Genomic DNA, 14,890 nt, shown 5'->3' with positions numbered 1-14,890 from the left:
CCCGAACCGACATCGCATCATCTCCGCTCATCGCTAAGACAGAGAATCACAACGGTGAGATTTTGCAACGGCTCCCGATGGGGAGAAGAGACTCGTGGCTGCGCCGCGCAATATACTCGCCTACATGCCGGCTTGAAATCAACGCTCGACGAGGAGCAACACGGTGCTCCCAGCCCCTTCTCCCCAACGGGGAGAAGTGCCGGAGCGACAGCGAGGCGATGAGGGGTGGAGCGGGAGCGACGCCCTGAGCGGCAAGCGAAGGGCACTCAACCCTCACCTCTCCTCTTGCAAACTCATCTCCGCCTAACGCCACTCCGCCGGTTTTCGAATTGACAGATCCGCGTCAAAATGATTGATCCGATGCAGGTTTCGAGTGCCTGCCGCCTGCGGACGCAAGTCACGGTAAAAGCTCGACTTGGACATCATCTCACCCTCGAAGCATTTCGTTGGTGGCAATGCAGGCTCCCTCCTCAATCGAAATGCCTCATATGAGGAGTGCGTGATGTCTGCGAGACAATCACCCGACAATCGATTCCTGACCGCGCCCGTGGGCCGGATCTTTGCCACGACCGCTTTGCCGATGGTGGCCATCATGACGATGAACGGCCTGCTCGGCATCGTCGATGCCGCCTTTCTCGGACGCTTTGTCGGGGAAGAGGCCATAGCGGCCATCAGCATCTCGTTTCCCATACTGCTTGTGACCATCGCTCTTTCGACGCTTGTCGGCAGCGGCATGTCCAGCCTGCTTGCGAGACAGCTCGGCGCCGGTGCGCGCGAAGAGGCGGGTGCGACCTTTGCCCGGGCGCATGGCCTGGCCATCATGATCGGCCTGGCGCTGATCCTGCTCTTCCTCGTCGGCGGCTGGACGTTTGCAACGCGGATGGCCGGATCGGCGGAGCCGGTTGCCAGGATGGCGTGGGTGTTCCTGATGGTCACTCTTCTGGGCACGCCGCTGCAGTTCCTGCTCGGCATCCATGCGGATGCCTGGCGCAATGAAGGCCGGGCGGGGAGCATGGCGCTGATGTCGCTCGGCGTGACGTCGATCAACATCCTCTTCAACTACATCCTGATCGTGCCGCTTGCGATGGGCGTTGCGGGGTCGGCGTTGAGCACCGTTTTGGCGCAAGGAGCGGGCCTTGCTCTCCTCGTCGAGGGCCGGCGGCGGTCCAGGGACATGATGCCGCTTGGCGTCCTGCGGCGGAACGCGTGGTATGGGCAATGGGGGAAGATCGCGGCACTCGGCGCTCCCGTCAGTCTCACGTTCCTGGGGATGGCGCTGACGGCGACCTGCGTGGTTCTTGCGTTGCCGGCCTCAGGCGAAGGCCATTCGCAGGCTGTTGCGGCGTATGGCATTATCACGCGCATTCTCGGCTTTGCCTTCCTGCCGCCCATGGCCGCAGCGCTCGCCATGCAGAGCATCGTCGGCAACAATGTCGGAGCCGGGCGCTGGGATCGCGCCGACCGGGTTCTGCGGATTGCAGCAGTAACCGCCTTCATCTACGGCGCCGTCGTCGAACTGCTGCTTGTGACACAAGGCGAAATGATCGCCTCCGCCTTCATCGCCGACGCCGGCGTCATCGAGGAGGTCGCCAGGATTCTCAAGCCGATGGCCGCGCTCTATCTGTTTTCGGGACCGGTGCTGGTGCTTGCGCTTTACTTCCAGGCGATCGGCCGACCTCTGCAGGCCGGGCTTCTGACGCTGATGAAGTCCTTCGTGCTTGTTCCGGTCGCCATCACTGTCATCGCCGCGTTCCTGGACCGAACGGCCATCTGGTTCGCCTTTCCAATCGCCGACGGCTTGACCGTGGCGATCGCTGCGGTGGTTTTAGGCGCGGTCGCGATGCGCGGCGGAGAGCGGATAAGACAGGGGTGATGGAGCCCGCCGCCGGCCGGTCATGAAAGCGCAGGAGGCGCCCAATAGTGGCGGCTCCTGTGAAACACTCACGTAGTTAGCCCAGGAATGCCGGATCGCTCGATACCTGTCCAACCTCATCGCCGGAATCCAGCCCACTCGCCGCCACCCGATAAGCCGATGGAGACCTCCCATTCACCCGCTTGAAGGCGTTGCTGAAGGCGCTTTCGGAGGTGTAGCCGAGCGAGCGGGCGACGGAGGCGATGGGGGTGCGGGCTTCGCGCAGCGCCCGTTCGGCAAGGCGCATGCGCCATTCCGTAAGATAGGCGAGCGGGGCAACGCCGGAGACGGACTTGAAATGGACGGCAAACGAGGTGCGCGACATGGCGCAGGCGCTGGCGAGCTCCTCCAGATGCCAGGCGCGCGCGGGTTCGCCATGCATGAGGCGCAGCGCAGGCGCGATCCTGGGCTCGGCGAGCGCCTTCAGCCAACCGGCGGGCATACGGTCGGCGGCGCTTAAGTGCGAGCGCAGGATCTCGATGAAGAGCAACTGGGTCAGCTGCGCGGAGGCAAGGGCGGCGCCCGGCTGGCCGATATCGCGCTCCTCGATCAGCCGGTCGAGCAGCCAGCGGAAGATGGCGGCCTGCGGCGAGGCGGCGCGGGTGTGTATCCAGGTGGGCAGGATATCCGACAGCAGGCCGCCCCTTAGCGGATCGAGCGCGACATGGCCGCCGATATGGGCGAAATCATTGCCGTCGCCGAGCGTCACCAGCCGCCGTCCCGTGCCCGTGAAGATGCTCATGGCGTCGACGGGCTGAAGCGCGGGATCGCTGGAGAGAACGAAGCTGCGCTTCTTGGCGAGCAGGCCGACATCGCCTTCCTCGAAACGGATCGGCTCGGCCTCGCCTTCCAGCGTTACCCAGCAGCCGCCCTTCACCACCGCGAAGAACTTGATCTTGTCGCGCCCCGGAAAGGCGATCGACCAGGGGCCGCCGGCTGTGAAGCCGCCGGTGACGATCGCCTCGGCTTTCGTCAGGCTCAGGACATCGGAGAAGGGATCGGTCAGCATTATCGAACTATCGCGCAAGTGATGCGGATTTTCAAGCATTCACAGTACGGATGGGGCTGCCTACCTTTCCGTCATCGCGTTCGCCGCGATCCGATGCGGCGACGTCAAGCATGAGGTAGGTATGACGACTGACAATAAAGACACGCTCGTTCTCGTCACCGGCGGCACCGGTTTCATCGCGCAATATTGCATGCTGGCGCTGTTGAAAGACGGTTACCGCGTCCGGACCACCATCCGCTCGCCCGGGCGGGAGGATGAGGTGCGGGCGCATCTGAAGGTAGGCGGCGTCGATGCCGGCGATCGGCTGTCCTTCGCGATCGCCGATCTCGATCACGACGAGGGTTGGGCGGAAGCGGCCGCTGGCTGCGCTTACGTGATGCACGGCGCCTCGCCGACGCCATCGGGCGACCAGACGCGCGAGGAAGACTGGATCGAGCCTGCCGTCAACGGCAATCTCAGGGTGCTGCGCGCGGCGCGCGATGCCGGCGTCAGACGGGTGGTGCTGACATCTGCCTTCGGCGCCATCGGCGTCGGCCACGGGCCGGACCACCGGCGGCCATTCGACGAGACCGACTGGAGCAACCTTGACGGCAATGTCGCACCCTACCAGAAATCGAAGACGCTGTCGGAGCGCGCCGCCTGGGAGTTCATCGCCCGCGAGGGCCAAGGCATGGAGCTTTCGGCGGTCAACCCAGTCGCGGTCTACGGCCCGGTTCTCGGCGCCGACTATTCGCACTCGATCCGGCTGATCGCCAACATGCTGAAGGGGCAGCCGGGCTGCGTGAACGTCAACTCCTGCTGCGTCGACGTGCGCGATGTGGCGGACCTGCACCTGCGCGCGATGACCGACCTCTCGGCTGCCGGCGAGCGCTTCCTTGCCACCGTCGGCGACAGCCTGTGGATGGTCGAGGTCGCGAAGCTGCTGCGGCAAAGGCTGGGTGACGCGGCGGCCACGGTCTCGACCGATGTCTGGCCGGACGAGCAGGTGCGCATCGCCGGCGAGACGAATGCGCAGCTGAAGGCGGTGGTGCCGCTCCTCAACTACGACATGAACGCGACGGGCAAGAAGGCCGAACGCCTGCTCGGCTGGGCGCCGCGCTCAAGGGAAGAGGCGATCGTTGCCTGCGCCGAGAGCTTGGTTCGGCTTGGGTTGGTGTAGGGAATCAACGCCACGCTAACGCCGGTGTCGATCGGCGTTACGCCTCGCCTCGGGTGAGCGCCATCACCGCGTCGGTGCTTGGGCCCTCCCCGGCATGGCCGCGAAGTTTCTCGAACCTGAGCACCCCGGCAACCTCGGACGTGCCGCCGGCATCGCTCGGGTGGGTGACGCCGTTCATGACTTTTACTTCGGCGAAATCGAAGGGGCTGACGCCTTCGAGGACGGCGACGTTGATGCCGAACTGGCTGGTGTTGGAGCGGCGCTGGTGGTGGGTGTAGATGCCGCAGGTCTTGCAGAAGTAGTGTTTTGCCGTGCCGGTGTGGAACTGGTAGAGCGTCAGATTGTCCTCGCCCTCGACGAACTCGATGTCGTCGAGATTGGCGGAGGCGGCGATGGCGCCGCGCATGCGGCAATAGGAGCAGGTGCAGCGGCGGATGGTGTTGAACTCATCCGTCAGCCGCACCGTGAACTTTACCGTGCCGCAGTGGCAGGCGGCGCTATGCTGGGGTCTTGCGTCGGTCATGGGGGTTGCCTTGTGATGTCGTGGAAATGTTCGAGGCGGGTGCCGGCCGCGGTATCGGATCGTCTATCGTTAGCCGGATGCTGCGCATCTCGCCAGGATGTCGCCGATGACAGCGTCGAGTGGTGCTGTGGCGTCGATGACTGTGGCGGCGGACGGTATGTCTTCCTTGGTCGCGTGCAGCCGCAGGACAAGTTGCTGTTCGGCGGGGCTTGCGCCGAATTCGTCGTCGGGCCTCGTTGCCAGTCTCTTCATCAGCGTGTCCGGATCGACGTCGAGGACGAAAACGTGGTCGAAGAGATCGATGAAACGATCGAAATTCCTGGAGCCGCCACAGAAGAAGGAGATCGCGTTACCTTGGTCAGCGACCAGGGTTTTGACCTTGTCGATGTCCCAGAGATGGTGCCTGTGACCAAAGGCGACATCAACCGGATTTTGCCTGCGCGCAGCATCGCTCAGGGGCTCGCCTGTCATCGGATCGCCTTTGTAGGCGAGCTCTCGGTCACCATGGACGACATGATGGCCGCGCTGCTGCAGGCCTGTCGCAACCGAGGTCTTGCCCGTGCCGGACACGCCTTCGATCAGAACGTTTCTGACGCCCATTTTGCTCTCATTCGATAGATCGTGGGTATTGTTGGCGAGGCACACGTTGACGATGCCGGTGGTGCCTTCTAGCTCAGAATTCTATCATATTTTCGACAGTGAGATTGGGGCTTGGTGTTGGAGCGCCGTGTTGGGGTGGGCTGCTCGTCCCGGGTTCAACTTGTGGCTTCTGCCGGTCGATCGTTGACGGCGTGCCGTGCGATACCCCCCTCTGTCCTGCCGGACATCTCCCCCACAAGGGGGGAGATCGACTCGTTGCGAGGTTTTTGCCAAACGTTGAGGTCGGAGCGAGCGGGCAAGCCCAGCCAATCTCCCCACCTGTGGGGGAGATGCCCGGCAGGGCAGAGGGGGGTATCACGCGGTAAAATCTGTACGAAAGGCGTCGGCCACAGACGGCGCGCCAACCACACACCACAAAACCCCGCGCCGGAGACCTCTCCGCGACGGCATGGCAGACTGGGAATGGGCAGGCAACGTTCGGTATAAAATAGGATTGTCAGGCAATATCGCCTGCCCGATCATATCAAGGCTTCCGGATATCCAGGCCGACAGGAGCGTCTCTCGGCCTTTCGCTTCCGGATGGATGTCAAATCCTGACGATCCGATCATCCACCTTTCAACAACCATCACCGGACGCCGGGCTTGCGCCCTGATGTGTCAGATCCGGTTCGCGACCCGGCTCCCTGTCCAATGACGACATCAGTATCGGCTGCATGATTTCAGCGGGGACGAGTGGGGACGACGAAATCCGCAAGCGGCTGATATCGCGGCGCTATCTTTCGCCGCGCAAGATTATTATCCCCGCGACGCCGATCTCTCGGCCTCGGCGCGGCGGAGCGTCTCGGCAACGAATGCGCTCTTGCCGCCGGTGTAGTGGTCCCAGTCGCCGGCGGCGTCCTCGGCGAGGCGTTGCTTCAGCGCCTGGTATTCGGCGGCGCGGTCCGGGTGGAGGCGGAGGTGGTCGCGGAAGAGGAGGCGGTCGTGGTGGGCGGGGTTGGCTTTAAGGCAGAGGTAGAGGCGCAGGCCGTAGCCTTCGTGCTCGCGGGTGAATGGCAGGCGGCCGTCGCCATGTGGGTCGCCGTGGGCGCGGAAGCCGGAGGCTTCGAGTTGAGCCGAGAGTGTGGCGAGCGCGGCAGCGTCGATGAGGACGGCGTCGAGGTCGATCTTCGGCTTGGCGGCGAGGCCGGGGACGGCGGTGCTGCCGATGTGCTCGACAGCAAGGATGAGGCCGGGCGCGAGCGACAGGAGTTCGTCGCGCGCGGCCTGGAAGAGCGAGGGCCAACGCGGATCATACTCGACAACCCGTATTGGCCGCATCGTCGTCAGCCGATCTCTTGAAGGAAGCCCTCGAGGACGTCGACCATGCGGCGTTCGCCCTGTTCCAAGGACCCGCTATTGTCGAGATCGACGACGTCGTAATCGCCGCGCACGGTGAGCGGGCCACGGGCCAGGCGGGCCATGATGTCCTCGTGGGTCTCGCGGCCGCGGGCCTCGAGCCGGCTTGCCAGAACCTCGGCGCGGGCGGTGACGTTGATCACCTTCAGGCGCGGGAAGACGGCGTGGAAATGATGCAGCGCCGAGCGTGAGCCATTGGCGATGACGAGGCTTCCAGCTGACAGCGACACCGAGACTTCCGAGGGGATGCCGTACTTCAGGCCGTGGGCTTCCCACCAGACGGAGAAGCTGCCGGCCTGCTCCATCGAGGCGAAGCCCTGGGGCGAGACGGCGAGATGATCCTCGCCGCCGGCGTCGTGATCGCGGGTGATGACGCGGCGGACGAAATGCACGTCCTGCCGCTCGCGGAAATGCCGGGCGGCCGCCGCCATCAGCGTGTCCTTGCCGGCGCCGGAGGGGCCGACAACGACCACCATGATGCCGTGCTCGGTGCCGGGAACGACGTGGGGCTCGTGCGAGGGATGTGTTTCGTGCGCGGTCATGCGACCCGGCGCCCTTCGCGCCAGACGGAGCGGCTGACCGGAACGCCCTCGTCGCGGAAGACGCGAACGAGATCGGCGCGCAGCCCGGTTTCGATGCGGCCGCGATCGTTGAGGCTGACCGTGCGGGCCGGTGTCGACGTGACCATGGCGATCGCCTTCGGCAGCGAGATGCTCTCGACTTCATCGGCGATCAGGAAGGGCGCGTAGAGCAGGCTGAGCGGCACGTAATCGGAGGAGAGCACGTCGAGCACGCCGCGCTCGGCAAGATCGCGGGCGGCGATGTTGCCGGAGTGGGACTTGCCGCGCACGATATTCGGCGCGCCCATCAGAACGCTCATGCCGTTTTCATGCGAGGCCTTGGCGGCGTCGAAGCTGGTCGGGAATTCGGCGAGACGGACGCCGTTTTCGATCGCCTCGTCGACATGGGCGAGCGTCGCGTCGTCGTGGCTGGCGACCGTGATGCCGCGCTCGGCGCAGACCTTCGAGATCGCGACGCGGTGCGGCGTCGAGTTGCGCTCGGATTCAGACACGCGGCGATCGACGAACTTGGCGAACTCGGCATCGGTGAGGCCGCGCTTCTTCTGATAGTAGAAGATGTACTGGTCCATGGTCTGGAACTGGCGCTGGCCCGGCGCATGGTCCATCAGCGAGACGAGGCGGACATAGGGGTCGTTTTCGAAATCGGCGAAGTGCTGCAGCACGTTGTCGGCGGAGACTTCGCAGCGCAGGTGGATGAGGTGCTCGGCGCGCAGGCGGCCCTCTTTCTCGGCCTTCTGGATGGCATCTGCCATGTCGCGCATTTCGCCATGCTCGAAGCCGCCGTCTTCGTCAGCACCCATGCGCAGGCAGTCGAAGACCGTGGTGATGCCCGACGTGACGATCTGGGCGTCATGCGCCTGGATCGCCGCCGTCTTGTTCCAGCGCAGGCCGGGGCGCGGCGAATAGTGGCCCTCGAGATGGTCGGTGTGCAGCTCGACCAGGCCGGGGATCAGGTAATCACCCTCGAAATCCTCGCCGAGGCGGGAGCTGCCGCTTGCGATATCCTCGATCTTGCCGTCGCGAACGAGGACCGATCCTTCGACGATTTCATCCTCAAGGACGATGCGGGCGTTGGAGAAGACGGTTTCTTTGGTCATGACCTGTGATCTTTCAAGGTTTGGCGGCGGCAAGCGGCCACCAGGAATGGGCGGTAAACGGCGCGCCGCGCGTCTCTTCGACGAAAACGGCAAGGCCCGAAATCAAAAGCGGCCGGCCGGTGAAGGCGGCGAAGCGCTCGGCAAGAATGGTCTTCATCACCTCGGCGCGCTCTTCCGGCACCTGGCCTGAGAGCGTCATGTGGAACCCGAAGTCATCCATCACGTAAGGATAGCCCCAGCGCAACAGATTGGCCCTCTGGCTTTCGCTGAGCTTGTCCGGATTGCGCCGGGCGATATCAGCTTCAGACAATGCCGCGCGGAACGGTTCGAAGGACTTTACCACGGAGGCCGCGAATTGCTGAAGCGGCGGATGCAGGGAGCCGGGCACCAGCGCGAAGAATTTGCCGAGCTGGCCGAGCACGAGCTCGGGGATCGCGAAGGCAGGCGTGCGGTCCGCGAAATCCTCGACGGCCTGGATGAGGTCCTTTTCGGTGACCGAGGAGGCCAGATGAAACGGCGCCTTGATGGTGGCGTGGAAGGCATAGCGGCGCGGATCGGCGGTGAGCTCGAACTGCTCGACGGCAGGGAGATCAGGATAATCGGGAGCCGGATAAGTTTCGCCGGTGAAGGCATCGCGACCGAGCCAATGGGCAGCCGCCACGTTCAAGGGATCACCCTTCGGCGGCGTGAAATAGAGTGCGTATCGCAAGGCCAGTATCCCGGAAATCTATGTGGATGCGGGAGGCAGTCTGCCGTGATTTGACCGCCCGCCGCAAGCTTGCTTCCGGCTAAAAGATTTCCGTGACAGAATGATGATGATCAAGACCCATCAATGGGTCTTTTTGCCCATCACCCGCGAACGCAGCGCATTGGAGATATTGTCGAAGACGAAGACGACGATGAGGATGAGGAGCACCATGTAGGCCACCTTGTCCCAATCGGAATTGGTCTTCATGGATTCCAGGAGCTTCAGACCGATACCACCGGCGCCGACGGCGCCGATGACGGTGGCCGAGCGGGTGTTGGATTCCCAGAAATAGAGCGACTGCGAGATGAAGATCGGCAAGACCTGCGGCACCACACCGAAGCGCTGGACGACGACGGGCGATGCGCCCACCGACTTGACGCCCTCGCGCTGCTTGTCATCCACATTCTCCAGCGCCTCGGCATAGACCTTGCCCAGCGCGCCGGTGTCGGTGAAGAAGATGGCGGCGATGCCGGGGATCGGCCCGGGGCCGAAGGCGCGGGTGAAGAACAGCGCCCAGATCAGCATGTCGATGGAGCGCAGGAAATCGAAGAGGCGCTTCGTCGCCCAGTTGGCCGAGCGGTTGAGCGTGATGTTGCGCGCGGCGATGAAGGCCAGCGGAAAGGCGAAGAGCGAGCCGAGCAGCGTGCCGACGAAGGCCATGACCAGCGTCTGCATCAGCTTCGACAGGATATCGCCGTGCTGCCAACTGGCATTGTTGAGGAAATTGTCGAGCACCAGCGAGGCGTTGGACTGCGCGGGATCGATGCGATCGCCCGACAGCATGAGGCCGGCGACATCGACGAGGCTCTTGCCCCAGAAGGGCGACTGCGTGTCGAAGAAGAAATTGGCCCAGCCGAGGAAGCGGCGCTGCACATAGACCTGCGTCGAGCGGATTTCCGCCTGGCCCTCGAAACCGAAGGAAACGGTGACCTTGCTGTCGTCCTGCTTCATGACGGCGGGCGCGCCCGGCGGCAGGATGGCGCGATCCTTGGTGATCTCCACAGGATAGAGCTTGCCGCCGAGATAGACGTCGACGCGCTCGGGCGTCACTTCCATGCGGTCGGCATCGCTGCCGTAGGTGACGGTGTAGCCGCCGGCTGCGGTCGGCAGCATCCATGCGATGACGGCATCCTTCGGATACTGGCCGCGGCTCGTCCACTGCGGCACGACCTTGCCATCGACGAAGCGCAGGCGCGGCTGGGCGCGCCAGGAATACCAGTCCTGGACGTAGATCGAGGCGCGGTCCCAATTGCCGTTGACGAAGGTCGGGATGACCTTGAAGAAATTGAATGCGAGCGCGAGGTAGATGATGACCAGGCCGGCGATGAGGGCGAGGCCCCAGCGCTGCATGAAGCTGCGGTGGAAGACTTCGGGATAATTGTCCAGCAGGCGCTGGCGATCGGCGGCATTGACTGTGAGCGACGACATCAGGCTGCTCCTCGGCCGAATTCGAAGGACTGCTTGCCGATCATGCGGCGGCGGAGCCAGGCGGAGAACTGGTCGACGCAGACGACGGTGATCAGAAGCAGGATGATGATGGCATAGGTCTTGGCGGCGTGATCGCGACCGATCGCCAGGCTGAAGACCTCGCCGATACCGCCGCCGCCGACGGCGCCGATGATGGTGGAGGCGCGCACGTTGATCTCGAGGCGCAGCAGCGTGTAGGAGACGAAATTGGGCATGACCTGCGGCAGGATGGCGAAGCGGACGCGCTCGAGCCAGCTGGCGCCGGATGCGCGCAGGCCCTCGTCCGGCTTCATGTCGGCATTCTCGACCACTTCGAAGAACAGCTTGCCAAGCGCGCCGATGGTGTGGATCGACACCGCGATGATGGCCGAGATCGGGCCGATCGACAGGATGGCGGCGAGCAGGCCGGCGATAACGATCTCCGGGAAGGCGCGCAGGATTTCCATGATACGGCGCACGACCCAGCGGGTGGCGCCGGCGCCGACCAGATTGGTCGAGGCGAAGAAGCAGAGCACGAAGGCGCCGGATGCGCCGAGGATGGTCGAGACGATGGCGACGTTGATGGTGATCGCCAGCTGGTAGAAGAAATTCGGGATGTAGAAGCTGTCGGTGATGTAGACGCGATCGCTGACGTAATCATACTTGATCGAGCCATCGGCATAGGGCGACGGCAGGTCGAACATCGCCCTGAAGATTTCGAGCGGGCTATCAGGCACGAAATGCTTCATGAAGTCGAAGAGATAGGGCAGACGTTCGAAGAACTTGCCCGAATTGGCGCTGTTGGCGAAATCGAGCGAGGCGCCGAGGACGATCAGGAACACAACGATCGAGATCACGGTGTAGATACGCCGTGTCCGGACCTGTTGCTGGTAATGATCGAGAATTGTGCGGGAGCCTTGCTGCAGTCCGCCCATGTGGTCGGTTTCGGCCACGTGCGCCATGTTGAGCATCCTTGTTGAACGAACGGCGGCACCATGATGATGCCGCCGCGAGTTTATTCAGAGGTTCGGATCAACCGCCGATAACCGACTTACGAGCGTCGATGATCGTCTGGTAGAAAGACTGGTCGACCGGCGACCAATCGACGTAACCACCGCCGGTGAAGCTGTCGAAGCAGCCCTTGTCGGTCTTCGGCAGTTCGGCGAAGTAGGCGGTGACCTTCTTCTGGATGTCGGACGGCAACTTGTTGGAAACCATCAGCGGGCCGTTCGGGATCAGCGGGGACTTCCAGACCTGGACGATATCGTCCATGTCGAGCAGGCCCTTGGTGACCATGATGTGCAGGTTGCCGGAGGTGTAGCCCTGGGCCCAATCGCCGGTGGCGGAGCCGAAGGTGGTGCCGACGTCGAACTTCTTGTCGAGAACGCCGAGAACGAGGTTCTCATGGCCGCCGCCGAAGCCGGTTTCGGAGAAGTACTGCTTGACCGGCATGCCGACATCCTTCGGCAGCGAGACGTTCGGGACGAGGTAGCCCGAGGTCGAGTCCGGATCGGCGAAGCCGAGCTTCTTGCCCTTGGCGTCGGCGAGCGTCTTGATGCCCGAATCCTTGCGGGCGACCATGATCGAGTAGTAACCGGTCGAGCCGTCTTCCTGCTTGGTGGTCAGAACCGGCGTAACGGCGTTCGGATCCTTGAGGTAGATCGAGGCGTAGGAGGAAGCGCCCATGACAGCGAGGTCGATGGTGCCGCCCAGCAGGCCCTGGATGACGCCGTTATAGTTCGGCGACGGGAAGATCTGGACTTCCGAAACGCCGGTAGCGGCAACGAGGCCCGGCTTGACGCACTCGGTGCGGCGAACCTGGTCGGCTTCGTTTTCACCGCCGTCGAGGCCGATACGCAGGACCTTGACGTCCTGAGCGTAGGCCTGGCCTGCAACGGTGGCGATGGCGATCGTTGCCATCAGGATCTTGCGGAACGCAGACATGGTAGTCTCCTTTGGTGACGTTTGTCAGTGACTTTGAGTTACTGTCTTCAGAGAGATCGGGGATCTGTGCTTTTCCGGCTTTTTCCCCCGGCCGGAAACTTGTCAGCGCATGACGGCGGAGGCGGCCATCACGCGGGATACGGCGTCCTGCTGCTTGCCCTTGATGTTATCCAGGCTGGTGGACGTCATGGTCTCGTCGATGCCGGCGCCGTTCTTGTCGGTGCCGTAGATCTCGTTGACGGCGTCGGCCGTCAGTTCGGACGGCTTGCCGTCGAAGACGACGCGGCCGCCCGCCATGCCGACGATGCGCTCGCAATAGCTGCGCGCGGTGTCGAGCGTGTGCAGGTTGGTGATGACGGTGATGCCCTCGCGCTCGTTGATATCGCGCAGCGCGTCCATGACGATCTTGGCGTTCAGCGGGTCGAGCGAGGCGATCGGCTCGTCGGCAAGCAGCATCTTCGGCGCCTGCATGAGAGCGCGGGCAATCGCCACGCGCTGCTGCTGGCCGCCCGAAAGCGTGCCGGCCATCTGCAGCGCCGTCTGCTCGATGCCGAGGCGCTCAAGCGCCGCGATCGCCTGCACGCGCTCTTCGCGGGTGAAGACGCCGAGCAGGCTAAGCACGGTGGAGCGATGGTTGAGACGGCCGAGGATGACATTGGTCATCACGTCGAGGCGCGGCACGAGATTGAACTGCTGGAAGATCATGGCGCAATCGCGCTGCCAGTTGCGCAGCGACTTGCCGCGCAGGCCCGACACTTCCGTGCCGTTGAAATGGATCGAGCCGGAGCTCGGCTCCTGCAGGCGGTTGATCATGCGCAGAAGCGTCGACTTGCCGGCGCCTGAACGGCCGATAATGCCGACCATCTGGCCCTGAGGGATGTCAAGCGTCACGGAATCGACGGCGATCTTCTTGCCGAATTGACGGGTGACATTCTTCAGCTCGAACATCATGCTCTTCCTCATAACCCAAACGCGATATGAGGGAGTGCATTAGGCCCGGTCCATGAAGCTCCAATGTCAGTTTTGTGTAAGTGCTGTCACAAACGGGGCTACTGTGGATTGAAACGTGACAGTGGGGTCACAATTCTGTGACAGATGTGGGATGAGGCGAGTGCGACGGCGTGGACCGGCGTTCGTGATCGGCGATGCGATCGCGGACACGGCAATACCCGGAGAGTTCTCCGGTCTAGGAGGCTGAGCTGGATGGATCAGCCTTGGCGTCGCATGTATTCGGCGAAAAGCGGCACGCTGAAATCGAGATATCCGTGATCCGTGCTGTAGATCATGCCTTTTGAGATGATGCTTGCTCGTGTCGGCCCCAGCGACTTCTGCGTGCGCTCCATGGCCTGGGCGACATCCGCCATCGCATAAGGCCCATTCCCCAGTCCTGCCATCGCTTTTACGAACTGGATCTCTGCTTTCGTCAAGCGATCGATCCGCACCCGAAAAAATCCTTCGTCGAGCAACGCCAGTGTCTCTGTGTAGGAATGGTCTGCATCCGCAAAAGTGATTTCCGGTCCTCCGGCATCATTCCACATTACGGAACCCCACTCTTGAAGAAAGAACGGATACCCTTTTGTTCGTTCTACGATAAGCTCGAGTGCCTCCGGCGCGATAGTGGCACCTTCCTCGATTATAGGATTCCTGACAGCTTGCGCGGCGGAGGCCGGGTCAAGAGCGCCCACGGCTGGATATTGAAAGAGCCGTTCGGCATATGACTTCGCTTCGCCTGCGAGGCGTGCAATCTGTGGCAGACCTGCGCCAACCAAAAGAACGGGCAGGCCATCCTGAGATATTCGATGCAGCGCAACGATCAGTGCGGAAAGGTCAGCATCGGACAAATACTGGACTTCATCGATCAGAAGTATCCAGCCACGTCCCGCGGCCTGTGAAGCCTTTCCGATCAACACGAAAAGATCCGGCAGATCATACTGGAGGTCACCGGTGTCAGCCAAACCAGATTCCGGTTCCACCCCGACGTCCACACCGGCAATTTCGATTTTGAATATCGAAGCGAAATTCCTCAGCCCGCGCAGACCGCGCGTTGCGATTTGCTTTGCCGCTTCCACCCCAGACAATGATCGCATGACTTTGCGCATTTCCGGATAGATGAGGCGGGCGAGGCTCTCTCCTTCCGGAGACTCTACCTTGGAAACTAGCAGGCCCTCTTGCTCCGCAATCCGACCGATCTCGTTGAGCAGCACGGTCTTTCCGGTACCGCGAAGACCAAGCAGCATGAGCGAGCGAGCACTCCTGCCCTTTACGGCCCTCACGCAGGCAATCTTGGCAGATTCGAGAATGAGATCCCGGCCTGCGAGTTCCGGCGGACGACTACCCGCGCCAGGCGCGAATGGATTGCGAAACGGGTCCATGAATTTCCCGAGGTTCGAGCGATGTCTAGCAATGCATAGGAAAGTCTAGTGAAAAATAGTAGACTTCCCTAGAGATGGCTAGTCATGTGATGGCTAAGCACTCC

Annotated in this window: 14 protein-coding genes; 2 read left to right on the top strand and 12 right to left on the bottom strand. The window is 62.8% G+C overall.

Annotated features, from left to right (window positions below):
• Positions 1-502 precede the first annotated feature (502 nt).
• Positions 503-1,873 (top strand): MATE family efflux transporter, encoded by a 1,371-nt coding sequence (locus tag ACCD05_RS14290; RefSeq protein ID WP_413393463.1) that lies wholly within the window; start codon positions 503-505, stop codon positions 1,871-1,873.
• Positions 1,874-1,949: 76 nt separating this feature from the next.
• Here the strand turns inward: ACCD05_RS14290 and ACCD05_RS14285 are convergent, their stop codons facing one another.
• Positions 1,950-2,921, bottom strand: a complete 972-nt coding sequence (locus ACCD05_RS14285) for an AraC family transcriptional regulator (RefSeq protein WP_413393461.1) — start codon at positions 2,919-2,921, stop codon at positions 1,950-1,952.
• A gap of 121 nt (positions 2,922-3,042) precedes the next feature.
• On the opposite strand from ACCD05_RS14285, the gene ACCD05_RS14280 reads away from it, so the two are divergent.
• Complete coding sequence (locus ACCD05_RS14280) at positions 3,043-4,080, top strand: SDR family oxidoreductase (RefSeq protein WP_413393460.1); 1,038 nt, start codon at positions 3,043-3,045, stop codon at positions 4,078-4,080.
• A 37-nt stretch (positions 4,081-4,117) separates the two neighbouring features.
• Here ACCD05_RS14280 and ACCD05_RS14275 read toward each other — a convergent pair whose 3' ends face one another.
• The 11 genes from ACCD05_RS14275 to ACCD05_RS14225 all read right to left on the bottom strand — a co-directional run bounded on the left by ACCD05_RS14275 (position 4,118) and on the right by ACCD05_RS14225 (position 14,786).
• Positions 4,118-4,603 (bottom strand): GFA family protein, encoded by a 486-nt coding sequence (locus tag ACCD05_RS14275; protein WP_413393458.1) that lies wholly within the window; start codon positions 4,601-4,603, stop codon positions 4,118-4,120.
• Positions 4,604-4,672: 69 nt separating this feature from the next.
• On the bottom strand, positions 4,673-5,203 hold the full coding sequence (locus tag ACCD05_RS14270; protein WP_413393456.1) for an AAA family ATPase: 531 nt from the start codon (positions 5,201-5,203) through the stop codon (positions 4,673-4,675).
• Between the two features lie 795 nt (positions 5,204-5,998).
• Positions 5,999-6,520 carry a GrpB family protein gene (locus tag ACCD05_RS14265; RefSeq protein WP_413393454.1) on the bottom strand — a complete coding sequence of 174 codons (522 nt, stop codon included), beginning with the start codon at positions 6,518-6,520 and terminating at the stop codon, positions 5,999-6,001.
• 5 nt (positions 6,521-6,525) lie between these two features.
• Positions 6,526-7,140: a phosphonate metabolism protein/1,5-bisphosphokinase (PRPP-forming) PhnN gene (gene phnN, locus ACCD05_RS14260; protein WP_413393452.1), complete on the bottom strand. Its 615-nt coding sequence runs from the start codon at positions 7,138-7,140 to the stop codon at positions 6,526-6,528.
• Complete coding sequence (locus tag ACCD05_RS14255) at positions 7,137-8,276, bottom strand: alpha-D-ribose 1-methylphosphonate 5-triphosphate diphosphatase (RefSeq protein ID WP_413393450.1); 1,140 nt, start codon at positions 8,274-8,276, stop codon at positions 7,137-7,139. The genes phnN and ACCD05_RS14255 overlap by 4 nt, the downstream gene beginning before the upstream one ends.
• A gap of 13 nt (positions 8,277-8,289) precedes the next feature.
• Positions 8,290-8,985 carry a DUF1045 domain-containing protein gene (locus tag ACCD05_RS14250; protein WP_413393448.1) on the bottom strand — a complete coding sequence of 232 codons (696 nt, stop codon included), beginning with the start codon at positions 8,983-8,985 and terminating at the stop codon, positions 8,290-8,292.
• A gap of 120 nt (positions 8,986-9,105) precedes the next feature.
• On the bottom strand, positions 9,106-10,452 hold the full coding sequence (gene phnE, locus ACCD05_RS14245; RefSeq protein WP_018899241.1) for a phosphonate ABC transporter, permease protein PhnE: 1,347 nt from the start codon (positions 10,450-10,452) through the stop codon (positions 9,106-9,108).
• Complete coding sequence (phnE, locus tag ACCD05_RS14240) at positions 10,452-11,432, bottom strand: phosphonate ABC transporter, permease protein PhnE (protein ID WP_047506752.1); 981 nt, start codon at positions 11,430-11,432, stop codon at positions 10,452-10,454. Before phnE (ACCD05_RS14240) ends, phnE (ACCD05_RS14245) begins: the two co-directional genes overlap by 1 nt.
• 70 nt (positions 11,433-11,502) lie before the next feature.
• Positions 11,503-12,414 (bottom strand): phosphonate ABC transporter substrate-binding protein, encoded by a 912-nt coding sequence (gene phnD / locus ACCD05_RS14235; protein ID WP_047506750.1) that lies wholly within the window; start codon positions 12,412-12,414, stop codon positions 11,503-11,505.
• Positions 12,415-12,516: 102 nt separating this feature from the next.
• Positions 12,517-13,362, bottom strand: coding sequence for a phosphonate ABC transporter ATP-binding protein (gene phnC / locus ACCD05_RS14230; RefSeq protein ID WP_047506748.1), 846 nt, complete (start codon positions 13,360-13,362; stop codon positions 12,517-12,519).
• 260 nt (positions 13,363-13,622) lie between these two features.
• Positions 13,623-14,786, bottom strand: a complete 1,164-nt coding sequence (locus ACCD05_RS14225; protein ID WP_413393444.1) for an ATP-binding protein — start codon at positions 14,784-14,786, stop codon at positions 13,623-13,625.
• Between the last annotated feature and the right edge of the window lie 104 nt (positions 14,787-14,890).

Origin of the sequence: Rhizobium sp. Rhizsp42, from assembly GCF_047304155.1 — a bacterium.
Classification (GTDB): domain Bacteria; phylum Pseudomonadota; class Alphaproteobacteria; order Rhizobiales; family Rhizobiaceae; genus Rhizobium.
The sequence above is the reverse complement of the archived record's forward strand: the minus strand, read 5'-3'. Positions and strand labels throughout refer to the sequence as shown.

Bases quoted from the DNA above. Each gene is read 5' to 3' on its own strand.
- ACCD05_RS14275 (WP_413393458.1), bottom strand. From the start codon at position 4,603: ATGACCGACGCAAGACCCCAGCATAGCGCCGCCTGCCACTGCGGCACG.
- ACCD05_RS14280 (WP_413393460.1), top strand. From the start codon at position 3,043: ATGACGACTGACAATAAAGACACGCTCGTTCTCGTCACCGGCGGCACC.
- phnE (WP_018899241.1), bottom strand. From the start codon at position 10,452: ATGTCGTCGCTCACAGTCAATGCCGCCGATCGCCAGCGCCTGCTGGAC.
- ACCD05_RS14270 (WP_413393456.1), bottom strand. From the start codon at position 5,203: ATGGGCGTCAGAAACGTTCTGATCGAAGGCGTGTCCGGCACGGGCAAG.
- phnC (WP_047506748.1), bottom strand. From the start codon at position 13,362: ATGTTCGAGCTGAAGAATGTCACCCGTCAATTCGGCAAGAAGATCGCC.
- phnD (WP_047506750.1), bottom strand. From the start codon at position 12,414: ATGTCTGCGTTCCGCAAGATCCTGATGGCAACGATCGCCATCGCCACC.
- ACCD05_RS14290 (WP_413393463.1), top strand. From the start codon at position 503: ATGTCTGCGAGACAATCACCCGACAATCGATTCCTGACCGCGCCCGTG.
- ACCD05_RS14225 (WP_413393444.1), bottom strand. From the start codon at position 14,786: ATGGACCCGTTTCGCAATCCATTCGCGCCTGGCGCGGGTAGTCGTCCG.
- ACCD05_RS14255 (WP_413393450.1), bottom strand. From the start codon at position 8,276: ATGACCAAAGAAACCGTCTTCTCCAACGCCCGCATCGTCCTTGAGGAT.
- phnN (WP_413393452.1), bottom strand. From the start codon at position 7,140: ATGACCGCGCACGAAACACATCCCTCGCACGAGCCCCACGTCGTTCCC.
- ACCD05_RS14285 (WP_413393461.1), bottom strand. From the start codon at position 2,921: ATGCTGACCGATCCCTTCTCCGATGTCCTGAGCCTGACGAAAGCCGAG.
- phnE (WP_047506752.1), bottom strand. From the start codon at position 11,432: ATGGCGCACGTGGCCGAAACCGACCACATGGGCGGACTGCAGCAAGGC.
- ACCD05_RS14265 (WP_413393454.1), bottom strand. From the start codon at position 6,520: ATGCGGCCAATACGGGTTGTCGAGTATGATCCGCGTTGGCCCTCGCTC.